This is a genomic window from Aestuariivirga litoralis, from assembly GCF_015714715.1.
GTDB classification, from domain to species: domain Bacteria; phylum Pseudomonadota; class Alphaproteobacteria; order Rhizobiales; family Aestuariivirgaceae; genus Aestuariivirga; species Aestuariivirga litoralis_A.
The window spans coordinates 1,452,556-1,478,237 of sequence record NZ_WAHS01000001.1 but is presented as its reverse complement, the minus strand read 5'-3'; the positions used below and the strand labels follow the sequence as shown (position 1 = coordinate 1,478,237).

Genomic DNA, 25,682 nt, shown 5'->3' with positions numbered 1-25,682 from the left:
ATGTTGCGCCTGTCAGGTGAGCCGGGCAAGCGCCTTTTCGCGGCCGATCAACGGCAACAAGGCTGCCAGTTCTGGCCCATGGTCGAGTCCGGTGAGCGCCAGGCGCAGCGGCATGAAAAGTGCTTTTCCCTTGCGGCCCGTGTCGCTTTTTACAATCTCTGTCCAGGCCTTCCAGGTGCCCGCATCCCAAGGTTCGGGCGGCAGTGATCCGCGCGCAGTCGCAATGAAATCCTTCTCCTCATCGGCGACCAAAACCTTGATGTCCTGCGTGATCACGTCATGCCAGGCTTTGGCATCGGAAAGCTTTTCAATATTGCCGCGCACCGCCAGCCAGAAGGGTTCGGAACCGAAGGGCAGGCGGTCTTTCACCGCATCCCAGGGCAACATGTGCAGCAGCTTGGCGTTCAGGACCTTGAGTTCGGCCTCGTCAAAACGCGCCGGGGCACGCGAGAGTTTCGACAGGTCAAAGTTATCCACAAGCTCCTTATAATCTGCGCACGGATGAATATTATCAGACGTGCCCAGCAGCGCGGCATGGCTGACCACGGCCATCGCCTCCAGACCCTCATCACGGAACGACTGGATCGAAAGTGAGCCTAGCCGCTTGGAAAGCCCCTTGCCATCAGCGCCATTCAGCAAGCTGTAATGAGCATATTCCGGTATCGTACCATTGATGGCGCGGGAGATTTCAATTTGCGCGGCGGTATTCACCACATGGTCTTCGCCACGAATGACATGCGTGACGGCAAAATCAATATCGTCGATCACGGACGGCAATGTGTAGAGATAGGTGCCGTCCTCGCGGATCAGCACGGGATCAGACAGCGTGGCCGTGTCGATATGCACCGGCCCCCGGATCAGGTCATTCCATTCGACGGGCTTCTGCGCCAGCTTGAAACGCCAATGCGGCTTGCGGCCCTCTTTTTCGAAAGAGACAATTTCATCAGGCGTGAGCTTCAGGCTTGCGCGGTCATAGACGGGCGGCAGGCCGCGCGCCTGCTGGCGCTTGCGGCGGCGGTCCAGCTCGTCGGCGGTTTCATAGCAGGCATAAAGAAAGCCACGCGCCTTCAGATCAGCAGCCACTTCGTCGTAGCGGCCGAAGCGCTTGCTCTGCCATTCAACCCGTGACGGCTTGATCCCCAGCCAGGCCACATCGGTAGCGATGCCATCAGCGAATTCCTGGGTGGAACGCGCCACATCGGTGTCGTCATAGCGCAGGATGAATTGCCCGCCATGTTTCAGCGCAAAAAGCCAGTTGAGCAAGGCCGCGCGGGCATTGCCGATATGGATGCGGCCGGTGGGGGAGGGCGCGAAGCGGACGATGGGAGCCATGGCCATGCGCTAGCGGCGGAATGTCCATGCGTCAAGAATGCCATCAAAAATTGGCATGGGCGCACCCTGGCTGCTAAGAGGATTTCCAAAGGAAAATCATCACATGAAACAGAGAATGTTGGGCAAGGGCGGGCCGATGGTCGGCGAAGTAGGCTTTGGCGCCATGAGCTTCGGCGGCATTTTCGGTCCCACCAATGTCGAGGAAAGCCACAAGGCATTGGACAAGGCGCTGGAACTGGGCGTCACCCATATCGACACCGCGCTGATCTATGGCCCGCACACATCTGAAGAAGTGCTCGGGGCCTATCTCAAGAAGAATCCGGCGGCGCGCAAGCAATTTTCCATCGCCACCAAGGGCGGCATCCAGACCAATCCGCGCGCCATCATCAACAATGACAAATTCCTGCGCGATTGCATCGAAGGCTCACTGAAACGCCTCGGCGTAGATCATGTCGATCTCTATTACATCCACCGCCGCGAGCAGGCCGTGCCGATTGAAGATGTGGCGGGCACGCTGCAGACCTTCATCAAGGAAGGCAAGATCGGCGGCATGGGCTTTTCCGAAATCTCGCCGGCCTCCCTGGAACGCGCATCAAAACTGCATCATGTGCGCGCCGTGCAGAATGAATATTCGCTCTGGGCCAGGCAGCCGGAACTCGGCATGATCGAGGCTTGCGCGCGTCACGGCACCGCCTTGGTGGCTTTCTCACCCTTGGCGCGCGGCACGCTGGCAGATGCGGTGTTCGATCCCAAGGCACTGCCCGCCAGTGATTGGCGCCTGCAAATGCCGCGCCTGTCGGATGACAACTGGCCGCGCAACGCAACGCGCATTGAAGCCTTCCGCCGCTTCGCCAACAGCCGGGGCTGGACCACCGAGGCGCTGGCCCTGGCTTGGGTTCTGGCCCGTGCGCCACATATCATCCCGATCCCCGGCACCCGCACCTCCGCCCATCTGGCCCGCAATGCTGCGGCCTCGTCAATCAAATTGACCGCTGAAGACATGGGCGAAATCAACCGCCTGCTGCCCGCCGGCTGGTCGCATGGCCATCGCTACAATGAGAGCCAGCAGGCGGGCGTAGAGCAATATTGCTGAGGGGCCAATTCAGTGTAGAGTGACCTCACAGGAAAAGTGAGGGATGAAACATGTCTGAATTGCTCTGTCTGGAAATCGCCGTGGTCCTGTGGCTGGCGCATGTGCTGACCCAGGCCTTCACTGCACGTGCCGAATTTGGTGATGATTTTCTGTTCACCCCGCGCGACAAGGCGCCAACGCCAAAAGGTCTCGCCTTCGGCCGCGCTGATCGTGCTTTGGCCAATTACATCGAAAACCTCGTGCCCTTCGTGGCGCTGGATCTGGCGCTGATCGCCACCCAGCATACCGGTGGCCTGGGCGCCACCATCTGGATCATCGCGCGCATCATCTATCTGCCGATGTACATAATGGGCATCAAATATGTGCGCACCCTCTGCTGGGGTGTGGGCGTGGTCGGCTTGTTGATGATCCTGGCAAGGCTGGCGGGCTACTAAGCACTATCGTCATGGATCCGAAAGTCGATGCCCGTATTGCGGGTGACAAGAAGTGGAGCGCTGAACTCGCGCGTTTGCAGAAGCTGTGCCTCGCCAGCGGACTCAATGAAGTGCTGAAATGGGGCCAGCCCTGTTACACGCTGGAGGGCCGCAACGTGGTCCTCATCCATGGCTTCAAGGAATATTTCGCGTTGCTGTTCTTCAAAGGAGCGCTGATGAAGGACCCAAACGGCATCCTCATCCAGCAGACGGAAAACGTGCAATCCGCCCGCCAAATCCGCTTCACCAATATGGGTGAAGTGGCGCAGCTGGAACGCGCGCTGAACGCCTACATTCAGGACGCCATAGAAATCGAAAAATCCGGCGCCAAGGTCGAGATGAAGCGCACCGTCGAATTCAACATGCCGGCGGAATTCAAGGCGGCGATGAATAAAAAGCCCGCGCTGAGAAAGGCCTTCGAAGCGCTCACGCCTGGAAGGCAGCGCGCTTATCTGATCCATTTCTCAAGCGCAAAGCAATCCAAGACGCGCGAAGACCGCGTCGCCAAGGCAGCAACCATGATCATGAAGGGCAGGGGTTTGTTGGACTAAACGTCCCTGAATCCATTGGTAATCGGGTACCGGCGATCGCGCCCGAAATTCTTGCGGGTGATCTTCACACCTGGCGCTGATTGCCGCCGCTTATATTCGGCCACATAGAGCAGATGCTGGATGCGCTTCACCAGAGCCAGATCATGCCCGCGCGATACGATTTCGGCGATGGGCTGCTCCTTCTCCACAAGGCCCTGTAGAATATCATCCAGCACCTCGTAAGGCGGCAGCGAATCCTGATCTTTCTGGTTCTCTCGCAATTCCGCCGTGGGGGCCTTGGTGATGATGCGTTCCGGAATCACGAAGCCTTGCGTGTTGCGCCACGCGGCCAGGCGATACACCTCGATCTTGTAGATATCCTTGATCGGGTTAAAGCCGCCATTCATGTCACCATAAAGCGTGGCGTAGCCGACACTCATTTCGCTCTTGTTGCCGGTGGTCAGTACCATCGCACCGAACTTGTTGGAAATCGCCATCAGGATCACACCGCGCGCGCGCGACTGGATATTCTCTTCGGCAACATCGGCCTTCTTGCCGGCGAAGACCGGTTGCAGCGTGGAGAGAAAACCTTCCACCGGCTCCTTGATCGGCACCACGTCATAGCGCACGCCCAGCAGCTTGGCGCATTGCTCTGCATCGACCAAGCTGTCCTTGCTCGTGTAAGCATAAGGCAGCATCACGCAATGCACGCGGTCCTTGCCCAGCGCATCGACCGCCATCGCGGCAACCACCGCAGAGTCGATGCCGCCAGAAAGGCCCAGCACCACGCCGGGAAAGCGGTTCTTATTGACGTAATCGCGCAAGCCCAACACGCAGGCTTTCCATGTCTCTTCTTCGAGTTCAGGCAGGCGGGTGATCTCACCCTTCTTCATCGACCAACCGTGGGTCGAGCGGTGCCAATGGGTGATCGCCACCGCTTCTTCAAACATCGGCATCTGCAGTGCGAGCGAGCGATCGCCATTCAGCACGAAAGACGCGCCGTCAAATACCAACTCATCCTGCCCGCCGACTTGGTTGAGATAGACCAGGGGCAGGCCGGTTTCCGTCACGCGCGCCACACTGAGGTTCAGGCGCACATCATCCTTGTTGCGCTCAAACGGCGAGCCATTGGGTGAGAGCAGAATTTCAGCGCCCGTTTCGGCCAGTGTTTCGCAAGTCTCGCTCGTCCATATGTCTTCGCAGATCGGCACGCCGATACGCACGCCCCTGATGTTGATGGGCCCCGGCGCAGGGCCCGGCTGGAACACGCGCTTCTCATCGAACACGCCATAATTCGGCAGATCGAATTTGAAACGCAGCGTCTCGATCTTGCCGCCGTTCAGATAGGCCACGGCATTGTGCAGCTTGTCGCCCTCGCGCCATGGCAAGGTCATCAACATTGCGGGGCCGTTTGGAAATGCCGCGGCCAATTCCTCGACAGCCTCTTTGCAAGCCGCAATGAACGAGGGCCGCAACACCAGGTCTTCCGGCGGATAGCCCGAAATATAGAGCTCCGGAAACAACACCAAATCGACAGTGCCTAGCGCCTCAACCGTGGCTTTCGCTTTGGCAAGATTGGCGGAAACTGAACCCACGGTCGGGTTGAGTTGGGCCAGGGCGATGGTGAGCGTGTCGGTCATGATTTTTCTGTCATAGCTGCTGTACAATTGATTGCACAACTGCCTTGCAATTCGGCTGCTTCAACGCCAAATTCAAGCGCAACAAAGGAATAGGCTCATGCGTCTCGATAACCAGCGCGAAAGTTCAAATGTGGAAGATGCCCGCGGCGAAGGCGGCGGCTTTGGCTTTCCGGGCGGCGGCTCATCGGGCATGGGCGGTGGTGGCGGCGGAATGGGCGGCGGTGTCATCGGCATGTTGCTGCCCTTGCTGTTCCGGACCATCGGTTTCCGCGGCATTATCATTCTGGCCGTGCTCTATTTCGGCATCAAGATTTTCACCGGCGTTGACTTGATCAACTTCGTGAATGGCGGCGGCGGCGGCATCTCGCTGCCGGACCAGACGACCACCCTTCAAACCCAGCCAGATGATGCCGGCATCGCCAAGGGCGGCACGGCTTCGGGCCAGGCTGCGGGCGGCGATCCGGGCAAGGTTTTCGTATCCAAGGTTCTGGCGTCCACCGAAGACGTGTGGTCCAAGATTTTCTCGCAGATGGGCCAGCAATACAAAGCCCCCACGCTAAAGATTTTCAGCAACTTTACCCAGTCGGGCTGCGGCACGGCGCAATCATCCATGGGGCCGTTCTATTGCCCGGCCGATCAAAAAGTTTACATCGATCTCGCCTTTTATCAGGAGATGAAGGACAAGCTGGGCGCACCGGGCGATTTTGCCCAGGCATATGTGGTGGCGCATGAAGTGGGCCACCATGTGCAGAACCTGCTCGGCATTTCCGACAAGGTGGAACAGGCCCAACAGCGCTCCTCACAGACTGACGCGAACCATTTGTCTGTGAAGCTTGAGCTGCAGGCGGATTGCTATGCGGGCATTTGGGCTTCAGAGGCCGATGCTGAGTCGCATATTCTGGAAAGCGGTGACGTCGAGGAAGCCTTGAACGCCGCCAGCCAGATTGGTGATGACCATTTGCAGAAAGCCAATCAGGGCTATGCAGTGCCCGACAGCTTTACTCACGGCACTTCTGCGCAGCGCGTAAAATGGTTCAAGCAAGGCATGGCGGCCAAGTCGCTGGATGATTGCAACACGTTCAATACGAGCAGCTTGTAACTCCTCGCGATCTTCAGCCTTCATTAAGCAAGCCTGCCGGATTCGCCCGCGCCGGCGGGCCGTTCACGCTGCAATTAAGACTCCAGACTCCATCTTCGCCCCATAAATCGGAAAATTTGATTCAAATCCGTGGGGTATGGAATGAGGAAGCGTTACCTGGACCGTGAAGTGGCGATGCGCCTCTTGAAGGGTCTCGACCTCTTGGTGCTCATTCCGTTCAACTTCATTCTCAGCACGCTGCTGGTTCAATCCAATAATCCGCAAGCCCCCGTCATTGTCGGCTTCCAGTCGCTCGCTGCGATTTTCATCGCTACGCTGTGCGTGCGCAGCTTCAAGCTCTATGAGCCCACCAGCCTGACCAAACCGACAATGTCGATCATCAAGACCTTCCTGGTCATTGCGGTCTCAACATTGATCGTCGCCTGCGCCGTGCGCTTTGCCGATGTGGCCTTCATCCGGCCCTGGCTGCCGCTGTGGTGCGCGGGCTGCTTTGCCTATGTGCTGGCTTCGCGTCTGTTCTTCCTGGGCCTGTTCAAGGGTGCCAGCGGTGGCGGCAAGCTGGCACGCCGCATCGCCATTGTGGGCGGCGGCAAGGCGGCTGAAGATGCCATCAACACACTCGAACGTTCAAAGAGCCTGGAATTCGATATTGTCGGCCTGTTCGATGACCGCACGGATAAGCGCAGCCCAGCCTCAGTGCGCAAATACAAGAAGCTCGGCAAGATTGCCGATCTCGCCGCCTTTCACCGCGACAATCCGGTGGATCTCATCATCGTGGCCATCCCGATTTCGGCTGAATTGCGCCTGATGCAGATCCTCAAAAGCATCTGGGAATTGCCGGTGGATATCCGAGTCTCCGGCCAGTCGGCGCAATTGAAGCTCAGCCCGCGCGCCTATGATTATCTGGGTGAATTGCCATTGCTGGCTGTGTTCGACCGCCCGCTCAGCCATTGGAACGAGTTCCTGAAAAACCAGATTGACCGCCTCATTGCACTGTGCGCGATCATCTGTCTTTCACCTGTCATGGGCTGCGTGGCACTGGCGGTGCGGATCGAAAGCAAGGGCCCAGCGATCTTCAAGCAGAAGCGCTATGGCTTCAACAATGAGCTGATCGAAGTTTACAAGTTCCGCTCAATGTATGTCGATCAGGGCGATGCCAATGCGGCCAAGCTGGTCACCAAGGGTGATCCGCGCGTCACCTCAGTGGGTCGCATCATCCGCAAGACATCATTGGATGAGCTGCCACAACTGTTCAACGTGTTGAAGGGCCAACTGGCACTGGTGGGCCCGCGCCCGCATGCTACTCAGGCCAAGGCGGCAGGTGGCCTCTATGACCAGGTGGTGGATGGCTATTTCGCTCGCCACAAAGTGCGCCCCGGCATTACCGGCTGGGCCCAGATCAATGGTTGGCGCGGTGAGACCGATACGGTTGAGAAGATCGCCCAGCGCGTAAAGCACGATCTTGAGTATATTGACCGCTGGTCGCTGGGCCTGGATTTCTACATCCTGTTCAAGACGCCGTTTGCTTTGCTCAGGAGCGAAAACGCCTACTGATCTCCACACCCGGCGTGCACCCACTTGGTGATTGCACGCTGAAGTGCTACAAGCCAACCGCCGGGCGCATGTTGCGCCATTTGAGGGAGGCAACTAAAATGGATTTCACTTCACTGATCACCCAGGTGATCGCAGGTGCTGTTGGTGGTAACGCTGCGGGTGCTGCTGCCAAGAACACGAGCCTTGGTCCGATTGGCAACACCGTTGCCGGCGGCGTGGGTGGCTTGGGTGGCGGTGCGCTGCTCCCCTTGGTTCTGCCAATGATTGAATCGCAGCTCGGCCCGCTGCTCAGCAACGCTCTTGGTAGCGCTGTTGGCGGCATCGTCCTGACGCTCATCGTCGGTTTCATCAAGAGCAAGATGGGCGCCCAGAGCTAAGTTTCTGCTCAATTGATTTCGAGAAGGGCGCGCCGCAAGGGGCGCCCTTTTTGTTTGGGCTCTTCCTAGGCGCTCAACTTCCCGCCCAGCTCCGCATTGATATGCGCCTGGATGATTTCGTCGAAATTCTTCTCAGCCACGAAGCCAAGATCGCGCGAGCGTTTGGCTTCGAACCGCGTCGGCCAGCCGGAAACGATGGTGCCGATGGTTTGATCGGGCACTTCCTTGATCAGCGCCACCACCTTGTCGCCGGCGATGCGCCTCAGAGAATCGATCTGCTCCTGCACGCTCACGCCAACGCCGGGCATGGTCAGGTTGCGCCGCGGGCCAACCAGCTTGCCGTCAATCTCTGCTGCGTGAATGAGGAAGCCGATAGCGGAGCTGGGGCTGGCATGGGTATGCACCACATCGCGCGGCACCGGCAGCACCGCTTCGACGCCCACCAGCGGCTCGCGGATGATGTTGGAGAAAAATCCAGATGCCGCCTTGTTGGGCTTGCCGGGGCGCACGCAGATGGTGGGCAGGCGGATGCCAATCCCGTCGAAGAAACCTTTGCGGGTATAATCCGCCAGCAGCAATTCTTCCATCGCCTTCTGCGCGCCGTAGGAAGTGAGCGGCGTAAGATGGAAATCATCCGGGATCACCGCCGGGAAGGGCGCACCGAACACCGCAATCGACGAGGTGAACACCACCCGCGGGGTTTGCTTGGCTTTGCGCAGGCCTTCAAACAACAGGCGCCCGCCATCCATGTTGACGCGGTAGCCCAGTTCGAAATTGGCCTCTGCCTCGCCCGACACGATGCCAGCCAGATGGAAGATCGCGTCAGGCTTGGTGGCCACCAGCTTTTCGACGAAATCAGGCTCGGCCAGATCGCCCACATGTGCATTGAGCGTGATGGTGGAATGCGGCCATTCCGCCGCCACCACGTCCACGAGTTCAATGGCTTTGATCGCCTGTCCGCGCAGCTTGCCGTCTTTCAGCAGCCGAGTGACCAGCTTGCGGCCGATCATGCCGGCCGCACCGGTAATCAGAATGCGCATGGATTACTTGCCCCAGCGCAACGCCAGCGGATTTGCCTCGCGCGCCAGTTCCAGCAAACCCTTCCTCGTTTCAGGATGCAAGGGGCGAAGCGGATGGCGCACATGATCAGACTTGATCACGCCACCTTCCTTCATCACGGCCTTGGCGGAGCGCAACCCGCATTGCCGGTTCTCGTAATTGATCAGCGGCAGGATGGCCCTGTACAGCTCTCCGGCCTTCTTGCGGTCGCCACCATGATGCGCAGTGATGACCGGCTTGATCAGATCAGGAATCATGGCGCTGCTCATCGAGCCGGTGGCGCCGGCATCCAGATCAGCCATCAACGTAATGCCTTCTTCGCCGTCGAAAGGCCCGATGATCGATTTGCCGCCAGCAGCAATCAGGTCGCGCAGCTTCTGTGCGGCGAAAGCCACCTCGATCTTGAAATACGAAACCAGCGGCACTTCCTGCGCCAGGCGCACCAGGAAAGGTACGGAAAGCTTCACACCCGACAGCGGGGCATCCTGCACCATGATCGGCAGGCCTGATGCCTTGGCGATGGCGGCGAAATGCTCGATCATTGCGCCTTCATCAGCTTGCAAGGCGGCACCATGATAGGGCGGCATCAGCATCAGCATGGAGGCGCCATGATCGGCCGCATGCTTGGCGCGCGCGCTGGCGATGTGGGTGGAGAAATGCGAGCAGGTGACGATGACCGGCACGCGGCCATTCACCTGCTTTAGCGAAAGCTCGGTAGTGACGCGGCGTTCTTCGTCGGTCATCACAAACTGTTCAGAGAAATTGGCCAGGATGCAGATCGCATCTGAACCCTGATCGACCATAAGGTCCATCACGCGGCGGTTGCCGGCCTCATCAAGCGAACCATCTTCGTTGAAAACGGTAGGGGCCACGGGCAGGATGCCAGTCAGGGGTTTCTTCACGTGTTTCCTCGCAGTGTTTTTGGTTGGTCGAGCATTTGTAATACAATTGGCTCGGTTCCTGCAATACGCGCCATCACCATGCGGCCAAGCGCACCCCCCGCCATCCGGAAATCCTCGTCAATGCCGATGACCTTGGGCTGGGTGAGGGCAATGAGGGCGCTCAGCGGCTTGGCCACCAGGTCAAAATCTCGGCCGATCTCCTTATTGCCGTCGCGCATGCCGATGATCAGCGGCATCACCATGCTGGATGACGTGCAGATGATCCCATCTGGCGCATCGCGGCGGTGCGCTAGTTCAAACCCTGCCGCGCGCAATCCTTCCAGGCCAGAATCGCTGCTGACCGACCCGATCGAATAGCCCGTTGCACCTGTCTCTGCGAGGCCGCGCTCAAATCCCTGCACCGTGTGAAGATAGTAAGTGAGCATCGGCGGCGGGCAAAATAGTGCCAGGCGCTTGCGGCCACTCGCGCTGAGAAGTTTCACTGCCTCATAGGCATAGGCCGCGTTATCGAAATCAAAATAGGCGTGTTCGATGCCCATCTGCGTGCGCCCATGCGTGGCAAAGGGCATGTTGTTTTCCACCATGTAGCGCACCCGCGGATCATTGGGCTCGGTGCGCGAGATGATGACGCCGTCAGCTGAGTTGGTCTCAACGATATAGCGGATCGGTGCCATCGGGTCGGAAAGCGAGTAGGGCGTCACCACCAAATGATAGCTCGTCCCCGCCAGAGCTTCGGAAATGCCGTAAACAATGTTGGCGAAGAACCCTGAATTGTTGTCCTGGTTGGTGAACTCGCTGGAACTCCCATCCTGCGGGTTGAGCACCAGCGTGATGACGTTGCTCTTTCCGGTGCGCAGGCGCACCCCGGCGCGATTGGGGCGGTAACCCGCCTGCTGCGCGGCAAGCTGCACGCGCTTCCTTGTCTCTGCCGATATTTCGGGGCTGTTGCGCAGCGCCTGGCTGACCGTTGAAATGCCCAGGCCGGTAATTTCGGCAAGTGACTTGAGTGTTGGGCGTTTATCGGGCTTCTCGGACATGCGGCGACACGTTACTGATTTCCTGAATCGTTTCAAGTCCAGAAAAAGTGCACAAAACCATTGTGCAGCGCAATAATTTGGAGTTCAAAATAATTATTCTTGAAACGTTGCAAAATCAAAAATCCTGCGTTACCGTCCGTTCACCCAATATAAGACAAGGGAGGAAACTGTCATGGGATTGAAGAAATTTGCTGCCGCTTTGGCGCTCTCGGCTTCGCTGTTTGCCATGGGCTCAGCCAAGGCGACTGACATTGAAGTGACCCACTGGTGGACGTCTGGTGGTGAAGCTGCCGCCGTTGCCGAATTCGCCAAGGCCGTTGATGCCTCGGGTGATCATTGGGTGGACGGTGCCATCTCCGGTTCGGGCGACGTGGCCCGCCCCATCATGATGTCGCGTATTCTGGGTGGCAACCCGATGGGTGCCACGCAGTTCAACCCCGGCCATGACGCCGATGAAATGGCCCGTGCTGGCCTGTTCCTTGACCTGACTGATTTGGCCGCCAAGGAAAAGTGGGCTGAGATCCTGCGTCCGAAGAGCCAGCTGGCTTCGTGCACCATCGATGGCAAAGTCTATTGCGTGCCGGTGAACCTGCACTCCGCCCAGTGGATGTGGACCAACCGCAAGGTCTTCACTGACCTGGGACTCGAACCGCCGAAGAACATCAATGACCTTCTGGCCGCAGCACCCAAGCTCAAGGAAAAGGGCATTCAGCCGCTAGCGCTTGCTCAGGGCTGGGCTGTCACGCTGCTGGTCAACGACCTGATTATCGCTTTTGCCGGCACTGACAACTACGTCAAGGTTATGAAGGACCGTGATGTGGCTTTGGCTTCTGGCCCGGTTTACACCGACGTGTTCAAGAAGATCGGTGAAGTCCGCGCCATCGTCGACTCCAAGGCGATCACCAAGCAGTGGAACGAAGCCGCAGCCCTCGTGATCCAGGGCAAGGCTGCCGCCAATATCATGGGCGACTGGGCCGGCGGTGAATTCCAAGTGGCCAAGATGACACCCGGCAAGGATTACGATTGCCTGCCCGGCCTCGGCCTGGCTCCGGCTCTCGATACCGGTGGTGACGTGTTCTACTTCCCGAAGTCGAAGAACGCTGATCTGGAAAAGGCACAGCTCAAGATGGCCTCGACGCTGGTCAACCCAACGACCCAGGTTGCGTTCAACCTGAAGAAGGGCTCGTTGCCGATCCGTCCTGACGTGGATCTCGCGGCTGCCAATGATTGCATGAAGAAGGGTCTCGAAATCCTCGATCACAATCCGAACCCCGTGCCGTCCAACCGCCAGATGCTCGATGGTGAATCGATCACTGCGATCGGCGACTTGCTGACCGACTTCTTCTCGAAGCCGGAAATGAAGCCGGAAGATGTTCAGGCCAAGTTCGCCGAGATCATCAAGAACGCACCGAAGATGTAATATGCGTGAAGCCCCGGCCGTCAAATGCCGGGGCTTTTATCATTCACGCTGCCTTCATGATGAGGCGGCGTGAATTTCCATCTGATGCGAGACCTTGAATGACAAGCCTTGATCTTTCCGCACCCGGCCAGGCGATGCGCCCGCCACACGTGCCGGCCTTCAGCGTTCCTGTACGCGCTGGCATAGCCGCGATCATTGCCCTATTGGGCGCGCTCGCTTTGCTCTTCGACTGGCCGTTCGCCGCAATCGGTACGTTGCAGCCTGTGCTGCTCTCGCTGGGGATGGTGCTTGTCAGTTACGTGACTGATATTCCTTTTGGTGGCCAACGGCAGCGTCTCGGCCTCATCGGGCTTTTCCTCATCGGCGTGATTGCTGGCTTTGTATCTTGGTACACAGGCGGTGCCTGGATGAGTGCCGATGCAGTTGACCTTATCTGGAAGTGGGGTAGCGTTTTTCTGATCTGCTTTATTCTAGCGGCTGGCGTGTGGAACGCTCCGTATCGCAATTTCAGTTCCAAGCTGGCTTCCGTGCCGATGATGTTCATCGCAATGTTCGCCTTCATTGGCTGCTCGCTCTGGACCATCGCTTTCTCATTCTCTGACGCGCAGTCTTTCCCGATTTTCCGCAATTTCGTCGGTCTCTACAATTACCGTGTAAAACTCTTCGCGGACTCCGTCTGGTGGACAGCCTGCATCAACGCCGTGATCTATCTTGTGCTGGTCACCACAATTGAATTCATCCTCGGCTTCCTGATCGCCGTCTTCATGGATCAAAAAGTGCGCGCCGAAGGTGTGTTCCGCACCATCTATTTATATCCTTTCGCACTGTCTTTCATCGTCACCGGCCACGTTTGGGCCTGGATCATGAGCCCGGAATACGGCCTGGAAAAATCCGTGCGAAATATGGGCTGGACCTCATTCACCTTCGATTGGATCACCGATCCGAACCGCTCGATTTACGCTGTGGTCATCGCTGGTATCTGGCAGGGCACGGGTCTTGTCATGGCCCTGATGCTCGCCGGCCTACGTGGCGTGGACGAAGAAGTGTGGAAGGCCGCGCGTGTGGATGGCATCCCGAAATGGCGCACCTATTTGCAGATCGTCCTGCCGATGATGCGCCCGGTAATGATCACAACATTCGTGATCGTCGCGTCGGGCTGCGTGCGCGTTTATGACATTGTTGTGGCCCTGACCGACGGCGGCCCCGGCACCTCTTCCAAGGTGCCTGCCCAATATGTCTATCAATATCTGTTCCAGGGCGGCCTTGCCCGCGGCCTTGCCGCGTCAACCATGATGCTGCTGGCCTCGGCCGTCATTCTCATTCCCTGGATCTATGTGGAATTTGTGAAAGGCAAGCAGACACGATGAGCACGGCACAGCACATTGAGCCACAAGGCCCACGCCCGCATGGCTGGTTCGAGTGGGAGCGTTTCGTCGTCTACGCTTTCCTGATCCTTACATCGCTCTACTTCCTTTTGCCGCTCTACATTGTTCTGATCACCTCGACGAAGAACCTTGAGGAAATTGCCCAGGGCAATCTCTTCGTGCCCTCGCTGCATCCGACGTTCGCGCCGTGGTACCGCGCCTGGTTTGAAATCTGCACCGGCCTTGAATGCAAGGGCATCCATCCGAATTTCATGAACTCGGTGATCATCACAGTGCCGTCGGTCATCGTTTCGATCGCGGTGGCCATCACCACCGGCTATGCGCTGAACAATTGGCCATTCCGTTTCTCGGAAGGCTTCTTCACCATCCTGATCATCGGCTCATTCGTGCCCTATCAGGTAATGCTGTTCCCCATGGTGCTGCTCACCAAAAACATGGGGATCTACTCAACGCTCTACGCTGTCATCTTCGTGCATACGGTCTTCGGCCTGCCGATCTTGACACTGCTGTTCCGCAATTATTTCGCATCACTGCCGGTTGAACTGTTCAAGGCGGCGCGCGTGGATGGGGCAGGGTTCTGGCGCATTCTGTTCCAGGTCTTCCTGCCCATGTCGGTGCCGATGCTCACGGTCGCCGTCATCTTGCAGGTCACTGGCATTTGGAATGACTTTCTGTTTGGCGTGGTCTTCGCTGGCCTGCAGAATTATCCGATGACGGTGAAGCTCAACAACATCTTCACCTCGACCATGGGCGTGAAGGAATACAATGTGGAAATGGCAGCAACCATGCTGACGGGCGCAGTGCCGCTGCTGATCTATTTCCTCTCAGGGCGGTATTTTGTGCGCGGCATCGCCGCTGGCGCAGTGAAGGGATAAATGATGGCGGCCACGCAACAGACCACCAAGACCAACAGCGTCTCGATCCAGAGCCTGGCGCAGAGCTACGGCTCGCTGCAAGTGTTGAAGGAGTTGAGCCTCGATATTCCGGAAGGCGAATTCCTGGTGCTGCTCGGTCCTTCGGGCTGCGGCAAATCCACCTTGCTCAATTGCATTGCCGGGTTGCTGGAGCCGACACAGGGCCGCATCTTCATCAAAGGCAAGAACGTCACCTGGGAAGAGCCGTCGCAACGCGGCATCGGCATGGTGTTCCAGTCTTATGCGCTTTATCCGCAAATGACGGTGGAGCGGAATCTCTCCTTCGGTCTGCGCGTGGCCGGCATGGCCAAGGATGAAATCGAAAAGCGTGTGAAGCGCGCCTCTGAAATTCTGCAGATCGAGCCACTGTTGGCCAGGAAGCCCATGCAGCTCTCCGGCGGCCAGCGCCAGCGCGTCGCCATTGGCCGCGCCTTGGTGCGTGACGTGGACGTGTTCCTGTTCGACGAGCCTCTCTCCAACTTGGACGCCAAGCTGCGTGCCGAACTGCGCGTTGAAATCAAACGCCTGCATCAGCGCCTGGGCAACACCATGATCTATGTGACCCATGACCAGATCGAAGCGATGACGCTGGCCGATCGCATTGCGGTAATGAAATCCGGCAGCATTCAGCAGCTGGATACGCCACTGCGGATCTATAGCCGCCCAGTGAACCGCTATGTGGCAGGCTTCATCGGCTCGCCATCGATGAATTTCCTGAAAGCCAAAGTAGCCGGCACCGCCAAGGCACCGGTGCTGGAGCTCGAAGGCAACAAGCTGGGCTTGGGTGACTACGAATTCGCCGCAGCAGCACCGGCCGGGTCAGATGTGGAATTCGGCGCACGGCCTGAACATATCGACATCATCCGCGGCGCCCCCAAGGGTAAGGACGCTTTCCCCGCCACGGTTGAACTGGTGGAGCCGATGGGTTCCGACAGCTTGGTCTGGCTCGAACTCGGCGCGCAGAAACTTTCCGCCCGCGTTGAATCCAGCCAACATTACAAGCCCGGCGAAAAAGTCGGCCTGAAATTCCGGGTGGAGCAATCTTCGCTGTTTGACGTCAAGAGCGGCGACCGTCTGTAAAGGCATATAATATGACGGCAGAGATCAACCTTCACGGCGCGTGGGCCATTCGCTCGGCCGATGGCAAGCACAAGGCTGCTTATGCTGTGCCCGGCGATGTGCATTCATCTTTGATCGCCGCAGGCGTGATCCCTGATCCCTATCAAGGCCGCAATGAATATGACGTGCGCTGGGTGGCCGAGCAGGACTGGATCGCCAGCCGCGAATTTGAATGGGCGGGCGAGGGCAAGTGGGTGCTGGATGTCGATTATATCGACACGGTGGCTGAGATCAAAATCAACAACAAGTCGGTGCTCAAAGCCGACAATTGCTTCCAACGCTATCAGGTCGATGCCACCAAGGCGCTGAAGCGCGGGCGCAACACCATCGAAATCTGCTTCCAATCCAACATCACCGAAGGCAACAAGCGCCAGGACGCGCAGCCTTACTTCGTGCCCTTCATTCACTGGAACTCACCGATCCCGAACGGCAACATGCTGCGCAAACCGTCCTGCCATTATGGCTGGGATTGGAACCTCGCCATCATGCCCTTTGGTGCCTATGGCCGCATGCGGCTGGTGCCGGGCTTCTCGACAGCAACGCGCGTGACGCAGACCTTCAGCAAGAGCGGCAGTGTGTCGGTTGAAGTGGAAGTCGGCGGCGATGCCGTCATCACCTTCGCCGGGCAAACGCTGGCCACAACAGATGGCCACGCTGTTTTCAAAATCACAAAGCCCAAGCTTTGGTGGCCCGCCGGTTCCGGCGAACAGAATCTTTATGACATGCAGATCGACCATGGCGGCGAAATCGAAACGCTGCGCATCGGCCTGCGCCAGATTGATCTGATCAACCAGAAAGACAAGGTCGGTGCGCGCTTTGGCTTCCGCGTGAACGGCAAGGAAATCTTCTGCAAAGGCGCCAACTGGATTCCTGCCGATGCGCTACCCAGCCGCGCTACGCCGGAACTCACGCGCAAGCTGCTGCAGGCGGCTGTCGATTCCAACATGAACATGATCCGCGTCTGGGGCGGCGGCTATTATGAGCAAGACTGGTTCTACGATCTCTGCGATGAACTGGGCCTGATGGTCTGGCAGGACTTTCAGTTCTCCTGCAATCTCTATCCCGCAACCAATGAGTTCCTCGCCGAAGTCGAACAGGAAGTCATCTATCAGGTAGACCGCCTGCAGCATCACGCCTGCATCGCCGTGTGGTGCGGCGACAATGAATTGCTCGGCGCGTTAGGCTGGTTTCCGGAAGCAAAAGCCAACCGCGACCGCTATCTGGCCGCCTATGACCGCCTCAATCACACGATTGAAAAGGCCGCCAAAGCGGCCGACCCATCGATCAACTGGTGGCCATCGTCGCCATCGCCCGGCCTCTTGTCATTCGGCGATGCCTGGCATGATGACCGTTCTGGCGATATGCATTTCTGGTCAGTCTGGCACGAAAGCAAGGACTTTGAGCACTACCGCGATGTGACCCCGCGCTTCTGTTCCGAATTCGGTTTCCAGTCTTATCCGTCGCTACATATCATCAAGCAATTCGCCACCAGCCAAGAAGACTTCAACATCGCCAGCCAGGTGATGGAAAGCCACCAGAAAAACAAGGGCGGCAATGAGCGCATCGCGGGCACCATGTTCCGCTATTTCCGTTTTCCCAAGGATTTCGGAAATTTCGTTTATGTCAGCCAGATCCAGCAGGGCCTGGCCATCAAGACGGCGATTGAATATTGGCGCTCGCTCAAGCCGCATTGCCTTGGAACGTTGTACTGGCAGCTTAACGACACCTGGCCCGTGGCCTCCTGGTCGTCTCTCGATCATGGCGGCGGCTGGAAGGCCATGCACTACATGGCCCGCCGCTTCTATGCGCCGGTCAGCGTCATGGCTGTGCCAGACAAGAAATCCGGCGGCATCATCGTGCGCGCCGTGAATGACCGTCTCGACAAGCAGTCGCTTACCCTCACGCTCACCACGCTCGATCCGGCGGGTGCTGCGAAGAAGTTGAAGGGCGTGAAAGTCTCGGTTCCCGCCGACAAGGCCGTCGATGCCATCACGCTCAAAAAAAGTGAACTGCCTGCAGGCCACATTCTCATTCTCGATTACGAAGCCGCAGATGGCTCAAAGGGCAGAGTGCATTTCGCCCATGAGCCTTACAAGGCCCTGAACATCATCAACCCGGAACTCGCCCACAGCGCCACCGTCAAGAACGGCAAGCTGGTGATCGCGCTCGCTGCCAAAAAGGCTGCGCTCTTCGTCATGGCCGAAACGGGTGTCGATGGACAGTACACGGACAATGTGATCGATCTTCTGCCCGGCGAAAAGGCCGAGATCATTTTCACCCCCGACAATCCGGCGGAACTTGCTGCCGCCCGCAAAAATCTTGTCATCCGCAATCTCCACGCATCATCGCACTAACAGAGGTTCATCATGCCAAAGCGTATTTCATTCCAGCTCTACTCCGCCCGCAATTTCGCGGCTGATGGCTGGGAGCCGATCGTCGCCCATCTCGCCGCTAGCGGCTACACCGAGGTTGAAGGCTTTGGCGGTCTCTACGCCGAGCCGGAAAAATTCCGCGCCCTTCTCGACAAATACAATCTGGCCATGCCCACCGGCCATTTCTTCCCCATCGACCAGTTCGACAAGGACAAGAAGAAGGTGCTGCATATCGCCAAAACTCTGGGCCTGCGTTACATCTATTGCCCATACATCCTGCCAGAGAACCGTCCCAAGTCTGGTGCGGGTTGGAAGGCCTGGGGCAAGCTCCTCGGCGAAGTGGGCAAAGCGATGAATGATGCGGGCTATGGCTTCGGCTGGCACAATCATGATTTCGAATTCAAGAAACTGCCCGATGGCTCTATGCCGCATGAACGCATATTCGAAGGCGGCCCAATGCTGGATTGGGAATGCGATATCGCCTGGGTGGCGTTCGCTGGCCAGAACCCGGTGAAATGGATCAAGGCTTACGGCAACCGCATCAGCGCCATCCACATCAAGGACAATGCACCCAAGGGCCAGAACCTCGATCAGCATGGCCAGTCTGATGTGGGCAAGGGCACGATCAAATGGAACGATGTGTTTAAAGCGGTGCGCGATAATACCCGCTGCGTGAACTACATCGTCGAACATGATGACCCGAAGGACTACAAGTCCTTCGCCGCCAATTCCTATAAATTCCTGTCGAAGATCTGAGGTATTCCCATGGCAAAATCACCAGCTAAGAAAGTCCTCGGCGTCGGCATCATCGGCGCGGGCAACATTTCCTGGGCCTATCTCACGCTCGCCCAGAAATTCAACAATATCGAAGTGAAGGCCGTGGCCGATATGAACATGGCTGCCGCTGAATCCCGTGCCAAGGAATTCGGCGTGAAGGCCCAGTCGGTGAAGGACCTGCTGAAAAATCCGGATATCGACATCGTCGTGAACCTCACGGTTCCGGCGGTTCACTATCAAGTTTCAAAGCAGATCCTTGATGCCGGCAAGCATGTCTATTCCGAAAAGCCGCTCACGCTTTCCTACAAGGACGCGCTGGCTTTGCAGAAGCTTGCGGCCAAGAAGAAGCTGCGCGTGGGCTCGGCTCCCGACACCTTCCTCGGTTCCTCGCATCAGCTGGCCCGCAAGGCCATTGATGATGGCAAGATCGGCAAAGTCGTTTCCGGCACCTGCCACTTCATGGGCCCCGGCATGGAAATGTGGCACCCCAACCCGGATTTCTTCTTCAATCCTGGCGGTGGCCCGGTGCTCGACATGGGCCCTTATTACGTCTCCAACCTGATCAACCTGGTGGGCCCAGTGAAGCGCGTCATGGCGCTGGCCAATACCGGCCGCAAGGAACGCGTGATCAACAGCCAGCCGGATAATCCGCGCAATGGCGAGAAGCTGAAGGTCAAGGTGCCGACCACTTATCACGCCATCCTCGAATTCGAGAATGGTGCGGCGATCACCGTGTCGCTGTCCTGGGACGTGTGGGGCCACAAGCACCAGAACATGGAGCTCTATGGCCAAACCGGTGCCATGTATGTGCCGGACCCGAACTTCTTTGCCGGCGATGTGATCGTGACAGGCGAAGACCAGAAACCGGAAACACTGAAGCCTTGGGATCATCCCTTCGGCAAGCTGAACTGGGGCCACAAGAACAGCCAGACCGACGTGATCTGGGCCAACTATCGTTGCGCCGGCGTGGCCGACATGGCCGATGCTATCATCAACAAGAAGAAGCTGGCGCGCTGTGATATTTCCATGGTCGCTCACGTGATCGAAGTCCTCACCGCGATGATGGAAGCTGGCGAGAAGAAAAAGATCATCAAGCTCAAGAGCACCTGCAAGCGGCCCGAACCGCTGGGCCCGGCCCAGGCTGCGGCACTGATGAAGTAACCAACATTCTCCCTCCCCGCTTGCGGGGAGGGGCAGGGATGGGTGTCCCCACCGCTGGCTAAAGGTTATTTCTACGCGCCGGAAACCAAATCCCAGCTGCGTGCCGTCTCGTCATAGGCATGCAGCTCGCCCAGCGAAATATCGAACCAAGCGCCATGCAGGCCGATTTCCTGCCGGTTCTCGCGCATGCGCAGCCACGGGAAGGTGCGCAGATTGGCCAGTGAATGCTCCACGGCCGCGTGTTCCACTGCGGTCTGCACATCATGCGTGTGATCGTGCCCCAAATCCCTAGCGAGATCCTGCTTCACCGCTTCTGCCACATCGCGCAGATCGCCCATCCACTTGCCGATAAAATCGGAGGATGACAGCGGATCGCCAGCTTGCACCACCGCGCGGATGCCGCCGCAGCGGCCATGGCCCATGACCACAACGTCTTTGACGCCCAGTGACAACACCGCGAATTCCAGCGCCGCCGAAGTGGCATGGTGCTTGCCGTCCGGTGCGTAGGGCGGCACCAGATTGGCCACATTGCGCATCACGAAAATCTCGCCCGGCCCGGCATCGAAAATGGTCTCAGGTGCTGCGCGGCTGTCGCAGCAGGCAATAATCATCAGCTTCGGCTGTTGTGTGCCGCCGCCCAGCGTGCGGTACGTATCTTCATCCTGGGCATAGCGCCCCGTGCGGAAGCGGCCATAGCCAGCCAGGAGATGATCGGGTAGCGCCATTCGAACCTCGACTTATTGTCACAAACTGCCAGAAGGGATATGGCGGGGGATGAGCAAAATCCATTCTTTTTTTCCAACCCTGATCTATCGCGCCGATGAGGCCGCACCCGCCCGCTTGATCACCGATCTCGAAGAAGCCTCGCTGATGCTGGCTCATGAGGATGAAGCGGGCATCAAATGGTGTGAGAAGCATGGCTATTCGGGCTATACCTCCTATGCATCTTTGAGTGATCTGCCGGGCAGCATCGCAGCCTTCAAGGCGCTGGAAAAGCGGCTGGACCTGCATGTGTCGAAATTCATCAAGGCACTGCATTGGGATATCAGGGGTGGAAAGCCGATCTGTGACTCACTCTGGGTGAATGTGCTGCAGGAGGGCGGCGCGCATTCCTCCCACATCCACACCAATTCAGTGATCAGCGGCACATTCTATGTGGCCGTACCGCCGGGCGCTGGCCCGATTGTCTACGAAGACCCGCGCCACGCGTTGATGATGGCAGCACCGCCGCGCAAGCAGAATGCGCCGCGCGAGCTCAAGTCGCATATCAGCGAAACGCCCAAGCCCGGCGCGCTGCTGCTGTGGGAAAGCTGGCTGCGCCACGAAGTGCCGGTGAACCGCGCCGAGGGCCTGCGCATTTCGATCAGCTTCAACTACGTGATCGGGCCAAAGGACTGACCTTACTTTTTCTTGGCGGCGTCGATCGCGGCTTCGCGGTCTTCGTCTTCGAGATGGAAGCTGCGCAGCACATGATGCAGCGCGGGTGACAGCGCATAGCCGGCGATGGCAAAGAACAGAAAGCCGCAGACCAGAGCATAAATGCCTTCGAAGATTTGGCCTGCTGGAGTCTTCATCTGGTCCAATGGTCCCTGACCGGAAAGGATCATCGCGGCATCGGCGAAGGATCCAGCGACCGTCACGTCGTCGCCATAATAAATATAGCCCACCATGCCGACGATCATGGCGATTACAATCATCACCATGGCCCAGCCGAAATTGCGGCCCAGGCGCTGGACGAGAACTGTCTTCGCCGCGTGTTTGCGGCTCAATGGAACATGCTTTCGCCGAGTTGATCAACGATGAGCTGGCCTTTGTCCAGCGCGAGGTCCACGGCTTCCGTCTGGCTGGTGAATTGGTCGGCACGCACGAATTTGTGCACCTTGCCATCCTTGCTCACACTGCCCGCAAGCTGCCATTGGCCGCCGTTTTTATAGGGTGCGGCCTCGATCACAAAACCCTTATATTCCATGGTTTTGGCTGCAGCTGCTTCAGTTTTGGTTGAAGCCGACGATGATCCGAAAAGTTTTCCAAAAATGCCCATATTGTCCTTCCTTTAAGCAGCCGCGTCACAATGCGAAGCACAGGCTTCCGGCCCGGTTTCAATCTGCAAAGTGGCATGGCCGATATTGTAGTGATGCGCCAGCTCATCGCAGATCATCGCTAGAAATTTGTCGCCAGGATGGCCGGCCGGCATCATCAAATGCGCGGTAAGCGCAACGTCGGTGGTGCTGGTCGCCCAGATGTGCAGGTCATGCACATTGGAAACGCCTTTCTGCTGCGTCAGGAATTTCCGCACCGAAGCCGCATCAACGGAGGAGGGCACCGCACTCATCGAAAGCGCCAACGCCTCGCGCAGCAGGTTCCATGAACTCCAGATGATCACGGCGACGATGAACAGGCTGGTCACCGGATCAAGCCAGCGCCAGCCGAACTGGATCATGAGAAGGCCGGAGATCACCACGCCGGCAGACACGCCAGCATCAGCGGCCATGTGCAGATAGGCACCACGGATATTGATATCATTCTTGCTGCCGCGCATGAACAGCAGCGCGGTGCCGCCATTGATCAGAATGCCGATGCCCGCCGTGATCATCACCCAGGCACCCGGCACCTCCACCGGGTTCATCAGGCGGATGACCGCCTCCCACGCAATCGCACCTACAGCGACCAGCAGGAACACGCCGTTGAAAAGTGCTGCCAGGATGGTCGAGCCCTTCATGCCGAATGTGTAGCGTGCAGTCGGCGCACGCTTGGCCAGGAGCGTGGCGAACCAGGCGGCGAACAGGCCAAGTACGTCAAACATGTTGTGCCCGGCATCGGCCAGCAAGGCGGTGGAATTGACCAGCACGCCGACCAATCCTTCGCCGAGTACAAAGGCAGTGTTCAGCCCGATGCCGATCGCAAACACCCAGCCAAACGTATCCGGCGCATGGCTATGGCCCAGCGCGCCATGGTCATGATCATGCCCGTGATCATGCAGTTGCTCATGATCGTGAAAGCCATGCTCATGCTTTTGTGGCTTGGGATTCACCAATTCAAATTTCGGCTTGTCATTCATATGAGCAACTATCGCATGCCATTGACGGCGGCTGCAACATGTCATCAAATGCTGCCATGATCGCGCTCATCCTCTGCCTCCTCATCGCCGCCCTGCATCTTTACTTCCTGGTGCTGGAAATGTTCCGCTGGGAGCATCCGCGCACCCGCGCGGCTTTTGGCACAACGGCAGACTTTGCCAAGGCGTCGAAAGTTCTGGCCGCCAACCAGGGCCTCTACAATGGTTTCCTGGCTGCAGCTGTGGCCTTGAGTCTCTATTGGGGCGAGGCAGGCCGGCCCGCGCTGATCTTCTCGCTGGCCTGCGTGATCGTGGCCGGCCTCTACGGCGCCGTCACGGCGAGCCGCAAAATCCTGTTCTTTCAGGCGCTTCCGGGGGCTCTTGCGCTGGCTGCAGTGCTGGCCCGCGTCTGAACATTCCGCACTTGCTGCGCCGCCACACAGGTGTTAGGGACAGCCGTCAACCTGAACTCGTCGTTTCAAGAGGCTTCCATGGCTGGCATCATCCTTCCCGAATATTTGACTTTTGATGACGTGCTGATGAAGCCCGGCGCCTCGTCGGTTTTGCCCAACGAAGTCTCCACCGCCACCCGCCTCACCCGCGCACTTAACCTGTCCATCCCCGTCATGTCGGCGGCCATGGACACGGTGACCGAAGCCCCGATGGCCATTGCCATGGCGCAGGCCGGCGGCATCGGCGTCATCCACAAGAACCTCACCCCCGCCGAACAGGCCGAGCATGTGGCCCGCGTGAAGCGCTTTGAAAGCGGCATGGTGGTGAACCCGATCACCATTTCGCCTGAGGCCACGCTGGGCGACCTGATGCAGCTGAAGCAGCGCCACAAAGTGTCGGGCATTCCAGTAGTCGATCAATTCGGCAAACTGTGCGGCATCATCACCAACCGCGATGTGCGCTTTGCCACTGATCCGAACGCCAAAGTCGCTGAGCTGATGACGCGAAACCTCGTCACTGTGCGCGAAGGCGTGGACCGCACCGAGGCGCAAAGCCTGCTGCACAAACACCGCATCGAAAAGCTGATCGTGGTGGATGATGATTTCAAGTGCTTGGGCCTCATCACCGTCAACGACATGGAAAAGGCCGCCGACCATCCGTTGGCTGCCAAGGATGACAAGGGCCGCTTGCTCGTCGCCGCCGCAACCGGCGTGGGCGATGCCGGCTTTGCGCGCGCCGAAGCGCTGCTGGATGCCGGGGTGGACGTGTTGGTGGTCGATACCGCCCATGGCCATTCCATCCATGTGGCCAACCAGGTCACCCGCATCAAGAAACTTTCCAACCGCGTGCAATTGATCGCCGGCAATGTGGCCACTGATGAAGCGGTGAAAGCCTTGATCGATGCAGGCGCTGACGCCGTGAAGATTGGCATCGGCCCGGGCTCGATTTGCACCACACGCGTGGTGGCCGGTGTGGGCGTGCCGCAATTCTCCGCCATTCAAGAATGCGCGGAGGAAGGCAACAAGCAGGGCGTTCCGGTGATTGCCGATGGCGGCATCAAGCTGTCGGGCGACATGGCGAAGGCCTTGGCCGGTGGCGCATCGGTGGTGATGATGGGCTCGATGTTCGCCGGCACCGACGAAGCGCCGGGCGAAGTCTATCTGTACAATGGCCGTTCATATAAGTCCTATCGCGGCATGGGCTCGGTGGGCGCCATGGCGCGCGGCTCGGCCGACCGCTATTTCCAGCAGGATGTCGGCAACAGCTTGAAGCTGGTGCCGGAAGGCATTGAAGGCCAGGTGCCGCATAAGGGCGCTGTTGGTTCTGTGCTGCACCAGATGGTGGGCGGCCTGCGTGCAGCGATGGGTTACGTTGGTGCGGGCAGCATCGCAGAGCTGCAAAGCAAGGCGCAATTCGTGCGCATCACCGGCGCGGGCCTGCGTGAAAGCCACGCCCACGACGTGATGATTACGCGTGAAGCACCGAATTACCAGCGGAGCAGTTCATGACGCAGCTGCAGGCGTTCCTGCTGCCAATCTTTCTGCATGTGCTGCTGGTCGTCTATGTCGGCTTCCGCACCATTACCGCGCGGGTAAATTCCGTGCAGTCGCGCGAAACGCGGCTAAAGAACATCGCGCTGGATCCCAGCGGCTGGCCGCCGCAGATCCGCAAACTCGGTAACAATTTCGATAACCAGTTCGATATGCCGATGATGTGGTACGCGTTGTCCGGCCTCGTCGTTGCCACGGCCAGGCTTGATACGGCACTGGTTGTTCTGGCTTGGGCCTTTCTCGTGGCCCGCGTCATCCATGCGTTGATCCACACCGGTTCCAACAACATCCCGCGCCGCATGTTTGCCTATCTGGGTGGCTTTGCCGCCCTGCTGGCCATGTGGGTGTGGTTTGCCGTGCGCCTGTTCTGGCTGGGCTGA

At 58.3% G+C, this 25,682-nt stretch carries 26 protein-coding genes; 17 read left to right on the top strand and 9 right to left on the bottom strand.

From position 1 onward, the window contains the following. Nucleotides 1-12 precede the first annotated feature (12 nt). Entirely contained in the window at nt 13-1,338 is a 1,326-nt protein-coding gene (gltX, locus tag F8B91_RS07610; protein ID WP_196503111.1) for a glutamate--tRNA ligase, read from the bottom strand. Between the two features lie 97 nt (nt 1,339-1,435). On the opposite strand from gltX, the gene F8B91_RS07605 reads away from it, so the two are divergent. From F8B91_RS07605 to F8B91_RS07595, 3 genes are read left to right on the top strand one after another with little or no spacing between them, the layout of a single operon-like run. Next, nucleotides 1,436-2,425: an aldo/keto reductase gene (locus F8B91_RS07605; protein WP_196503110.1), complete on the top strand. Its 990-nt coding sequence runs from the start codon at nt 1,436-1,438 to the stop codon at nt 2,423-2,425. A 50-nt stretch (nt 2,426-2,475) separates the two neighbouring features. Next, on the top strand, nt 2,476-2,859 hold the full coding sequence (locus F8B91_RS07600) for an MAPEG family protein (RefSeq protein WP_196503109.1): 384 nt from the start codon (nt 2,476-2,478) through the stop codon (nt 2,857-2,859). An 11-nt stretch (nt 2,860-2,870) separates the two neighbouring features. Beyond that, complete coding sequence (locus tag F8B91_RS07595; protein ID WP_196503108.1) at nt 2,871-3,449, top strand: YdeI/OmpD-associated family protein; 579 nt, start codon at nt 2,871-2,873, stop codon at nt 3,447-3,449. Here F8B91_RS07595 and F8B91_RS07590 read toward each other — a convergent pair. Then, entirely contained in the window at nt 3,446-5,068 is a 1,623-nt protein-coding gene (locus F8B91_RS07590; protein ID WP_196503107.1) for an NAD+ synthase, read from the bottom strand. The two genes, F8B91_RS07595 and F8B91_RS07590, sit on opposite strands and share 4 nt — an antisense overlap. Nucleotides 5,069-5,165: 97 nt before the next feature. On the opposite strand from F8B91_RS07590, the gene ypfJ reads away from it, so the two are divergent. The 3 genes from ypfJ to F8B91_RS07575 all read left to right on the top strand — a co-directional run bounded on the left by ypfJ (nt 5,166) and on the right by F8B91_RS07575 (nt 8,098). Then, entirely contained in the window at nt 5,166-6,167 is a 1,002-nt protein-coding gene (gene ypfJ / locus F8B91_RS07585; protein ID WP_196503106.1) for a KPN_02809 family neutral zinc metallopeptidase, read from the top strand. Nucleotides 6,168-6,308: 141 nt separating this feature from the next. Next, nucleotides 6,309-7,721 (top strand): undecaprenyl-phosphate glucose phosphotransferase, encoded by a 1,413-nt coding sequence (locus F8B91_RS07580; RefSeq protein WP_196503105.1) that lies wholly within the window; start codon nt 6,309-6,311, stop codon nt 7,719-7,721. Between the two features lie 98 nt (nt 7,722-7,819). Further along, on the top strand, nt 7,820-8,098 hold the full coding sequence (locus F8B91_RS07575; RefSeq protein WP_196503104.1) for a hypothetical protein: 279 nt from the start codon (nt 7,820-7,822) through the stop codon (nt 8,096-8,098). 65 nt (nt 8,099-8,163) lie between these two features. Here F8B91_RS07575 and denD read toward each other — a convergent pair whose 3' ends face one another. From denD to F8B91_RS07560, 3 genes are read right to left on the bottom strand one after another with little or no spacing between them, the layout of a single operon-like run. Then, a complete protein-coding gene (denD, locus tag F8B91_RS07570; protein WP_196503103.1) occupies nt 8,164-9,138 on the bottom strand; it encodes a D-erythronate dehydrogenase in 975 nt (324 codons plus the stop codon). A 3-nt stretch (nt 9,139-9,141) separates the two neighbouring features. Next, nucleotides 9,142-10,059, bottom strand: coding sequence for a dihydrodipicolinate synthase family protein (locus F8B91_RS07565; protein ID WP_196503102.1), 918 nt, complete (start codon nt 10,057-10,059; stop codon nt 9,142-9,144). Beyond that, nucleotides 10,056-11,096: a LacI family transcriptional regulator gene (locus F8B91_RS07560; RefSeq protein ID WP_196503101.1), complete on the bottom strand. Its 1,041-nt coding sequence runs from the start codon at nt 11,094-11,096 to the stop codon at nt 10,056-10,058. The genes F8B91_RS07565 and F8B91_RS07560 overlap by 4 nt, the downstream gene beginning before the upstream one ends. A 172-nt stretch (nt 11,097-11,268) precedes the next feature. On the opposite strand from F8B91_RS07560, the gene F8B91_RS07555 reads away from it, so the two are divergent. The 7 genes from F8B91_RS07555 (at nt 11,269) to F8B91_RS07525 (ending at nt 20,244) form a co-directional block, all read left to right on the top strand. Beyond that, on the top strand, nt 11,269-12,516 hold the full coding sequence (locus F8B91_RS07555; RefSeq protein ID WP_196503100.1) for an ABC transporter substrate-binding protein: 1,248 nt from the start codon (nt 11,269-11,271) through the stop codon (nt 12,514-12,516). A gap of 458 nt (nt 12,517-12,974) precedes the next feature. Next, complete coding sequence (locus tag F8B91_RS07550; protein WP_348641788.1) at nt 12,975-13,883, top strand: carbohydrate ABC transporter permease; 909 nt, start codon at nt 12,975-12,977, stop codon at nt 13,881-13,883. Further along, nucleotides 13,880-14,776, top strand: coding sequence for a carbohydrate ABC transporter permease (locus tag F8B91_RS07545; protein ID WP_196503099.1), 897 nt, complete (start codon nt 13,880-13,882; stop codon nt 14,774-14,776). Before F8B91_RS07550 ends, F8B91_RS07545 begins: the two co-directional genes overlap by 4 nt. Continuing rightward, a complete protein-coding gene (locus F8B91_RS07540; protein ID WP_246714989.1) occupies nt 14,777-15,895 on the top strand; it encodes an ABC transporter ATP-binding protein in 1,119 nt (372 codons plus the stop codon). 11 nt (nt 15,896-15,906) lie between these two features. Further along, entirely contained in the window at nt 15,907-18,288 is a 2,382-nt protein-coding gene (locus F8B91_RS07535; protein ID WP_196503098.1) for a beta-mannosidase, read from the top strand. Between the two features lie 12 nt (nt 18,289-18,300). Beyond that, nucleotides 18,301-19,062: a sugar phosphate isomerase/epimerase family protein gene (locus F8B91_RS07530; protein WP_196503097.1), complete on the top strand. Its 762-nt coding sequence runs from the start codon at nt 18,301-18,303 to the stop codon at nt 19,060-19,062. A 9-nt stretch (nt 19,063-19,071) separates the two neighbouring features. Beyond that, a complete protein-coding gene (locus F8B91_RS07525) occupies nt 19,072-20,244 on the top strand; it encodes a Gfo/Idh/MocA family protein (RefSeq protein ID WP_196503096.1) in 1,173 nt (390 codons plus the stop codon). Between the two features lie 71 nt (nt 20,245-20,315). On the opposite strand, the gene F8B91_RS07520 is transcribed toward F8B91_RS07525, so the two are convergent. Then, nucleotides 20,316-20,969 carry a carbonic anhydrase gene (locus tag F8B91_RS07520; protein WP_196503095.1) on the bottom strand — a complete coding sequence of 218 codons (654 nt, stop codon included), beginning with the start codon at nt 20,967-20,969 and terminating at the stop codon, nt 20,316-20,318. A 49-nt stretch (nt 20,970-21,018) separates the two neighbouring features. Between F8B91_RS07520 and F8B91_RS07515 the strand changes: the two genes are divergently transcribed. Beyond that, nucleotides 21,019-21,642 (top strand): TIGR02466 family protein, encoded by a 624-nt coding sequence (locus tag F8B91_RS07515; protein WP_196503094.1) that lies wholly within the window; start codon nt 21,019-21,021, stop codon nt 21,640-21,642. Nucleotides 21,643-21,644: 2 nt separating this feature from the next. Here F8B91_RS07515 and F8B91_RS07510 read toward each other — a convergent pair whose 3' ends face one another. Genes F8B91_RS07510 through F8B91_RS07500 form a run of 3 tightly spaced genes read right to left on the bottom strand, consistent with a single transcriptional unit; the run spans nt 21,645 to nt 23,302 of the window. Continuing rightward, complete coding sequence (locus F8B91_RS07510; protein ID WP_196503093.1) at nt 21,645-22,013, bottom strand: hypothetical protein; 369 nt, start codon at nt 22,011-22,013, stop codon at nt 21,645-21,647. Continuing rightward, nucleotides 22,010-22,285, bottom strand: coding sequence for an HlyU family transcriptional regulator (locus tag F8B91_RS07505; RefSeq protein ID WP_196503092.1), 276 nt, complete (start codon nt 22,283-22,285; stop codon nt 22,010-22,012). Before F8B91_RS07505 ends, F8B91_RS07510 begins: the two co-directional genes overlap by 4 nt. 12 nt (nt 22,286-22,297) lie before the next feature. Further along, a complete protein-coding gene (locus F8B91_RS07500; RefSeq protein ID WP_196503091.1) occupies nt 22,298-23,302 on the bottom strand; it encodes a cation diffusion facilitator family transporter in 1,005 nt (334 codons plus the stop codon). A 56-nt stretch (nt 23,303-23,358) separates the two neighbouring features. Between F8B91_RS07500 and F8B91_RS07495 the strand changes: the two genes are divergently transcribed. The 3 genes from F8B91_RS07495 (at nt 23,359) to F8B91_RS07485 (ending at nt 25,682) form a co-directional block, all read left to right on the top strand. Next, complete coding sequence (locus F8B91_RS07495) at nt 23,359-23,712, top strand: DUF1304 domain-containing protein (protein ID WP_196503926.1); 354 nt, start codon at nt 23,359-23,361, stop codon at nt 23,710-23,712. Nucleotides 23,713-23,790: 78 nt separating this feature from the next. Next, entirely contained in the window at nt 23,791-25,260 is a 1,470-nt protein-coding gene (guaB, locus tag F8B91_RS07490) for an IMP dehydrogenase (protein WP_196503090.1), read from the top strand. Continuing rightward, nucleotides 25,257-25,682: an MAPEG family protein gene (locus F8B91_RS07485; protein ID WP_196503089.1), complete on the top strand. Its 426-nt coding sequence runs from the start codon at nt 25,257-25,259 to the stop codon at nt 25,680-25,682. The genes guaB and F8B91_RS07485 overlap by 4 nt, the downstream gene beginning before the upstream one ends.

Excerpts from the sequence above, each read along its gene's own strand:
- F8B91_RS07515 (WP_196503094.1), top strand. The coding sequence starts at position 21,019 with ATGAGCAAAATCCATTCTTTTTTTCCAACCCTGATCTATCGCGCCGAT.
- F8B91_RS07535 (WP_196503098.1), top strand. The coding sequence starts at position 15,907 with ATGACGGCAGAGATCAACCTTCACGGCGCGTGGGCCATTCGCTCGGCC.
- F8B91_RS07600 (WP_196503109.1), top strand. The coding sequence starts at position 2,476 with ATGTCTGAATTGCTCTGTCTGGAAATCGCCGTGGTCCTGTGGCTGGCG.
- guaB (WP_196503090.1), top strand. The coding sequence starts at position 23,791 with ATGGCTGGCATCATCCTTCCCGAATATTTGACTTTTGATGACGTGCTG.
- denD (WP_196503103.1), bottom strand. The coding sequence starts at position 9,138 with ATGCGCATTCTGATTACCGGTGCGGCCGGCATGATCGGCCGCAAGCTG.
- F8B91_RS07485 (WP_196503089.1), top strand. The coding sequence starts at position 25,257 with ATGACGCAGCTGCAGGCGTTCCTGCTGCCAATCTTTCTGCATGTGCTG.
- F8B91_RS07520 (WP_196503095.1), bottom strand. The coding sequence starts at position 20,969 with ATGGCGCTACCCGATCATCTCCTGGCTGGCTATGGCCGCTTCCGCACG.
- F8B91_RS07545 (WP_196503099.1), top strand. The coding sequence starts at position 13,880 with ATGAGCACGGCACAGCACATTGAGCCACAAGGCCCACGCCCGCATGGC.
- ypfJ (WP_196503106.1), top strand. The coding sequence starts at position 5,166 with ATGCGTCTCGATAACCAGCGCGAAAGTTCAAATGTGGAAGATGCCCGC.
- F8B91_RS07575 (WP_196503104.1), top strand. The coding sequence starts at position 7,820 with ATGGATTTCACTTCACTGATCACCCAGGTGATCGCAGGTGCTGTTGGT.
- F8B91_RS07500 (WP_196503091.1), bottom strand. The coding sequence starts at position 23,302 with ATGAATGACAAGCCGAAATTTGAATTGGTGAATCCCAAGCCACAAAAG.
- F8B91_RS07555 (WP_196503100.1), top strand. The coding sequence starts at position 11,269 with ATGGGATTGAAGAAATTTGCTGCCGCTTTGGCGCTCTCGGCTTCGCTG.
- gltX (WP_196503111.1), bottom strand. The coding sequence starts at position 1,338 with ATGGCCATGGCTCCCATCGTCCGCTTCGCGCCCTCCCCCACCGGCCGC.
- F8B91_RS07595 (WP_196503108.1), top strand. The coding sequence starts at position 2,871 with ATGGATCCGAAAGTCGATGCCCGTATTGCGGGTGACAAGAAGTGGAGC.
- F8B91_RS07580 (WP_196503105.1), top strand. The coding sequence starts at position 6,309 with ATGAGGAAGCGTTACCTGGACCGTGAAGTGGCGATGCGCCTCTTGAAG.
- F8B91_RS07560 (WP_196503101.1), bottom strand. The coding sequence starts at position 11,096 with ATGTCCGAGAAGCCCGATAAACGCCCAACACTCAAGTCACTTGCCGAA.
- F8B91_RS07525 (WP_196503096.1), top strand. The coding sequence starts at position 19,072 with ATGGCAAAATCACCAGCTAAGAAAGTCCTCGGCGTCGGCATCATCGGC.
- F8B91_RS07605 (WP_196503110.1), top strand. The coding sequence starts at position 1,436 with ATGAAACAGAGAATGTTGGGCAAGGGCGGGCCGATGGTCGGCGAAGTA.
- F8B91_RS07495 (WP_196503926.1), top strand. The coding sequence starts at position 23,359 with ATGATCGCGCTCATCCTCTGCCTCCTCATCGCCGCCCTGCATCTTTAC.
- F8B91_RS07505 (WP_196503092.1), bottom strand. The coding sequence starts at position 22,285 with ATGGGCATTTTTGGAAAACTTTTCGGATCATCGTCGGCTTCAACCAAA.
- F8B91_RS07530 (WP_196503097.1), top strand. The coding sequence starts at position 18,301 with ATGCCAAAGCGTATTTCATTCCAGCTCTACTCCGCCCGCAATTTCGCG.
- F8B91_RS07590 (WP_196503107.1), bottom strand. The coding sequence starts at position 5,068 with ATGACCGACACGCTCACCATCGCCCTGGCCCAACTCAACCCGACCGTG.
- F8B91_RS07540 (WP_246714989.1), top strand. The coding sequence starts at position 14,777 with ATGATGGCGGCCACGCAACAGACCACCAAGACCAACAGCGTCTCGATC.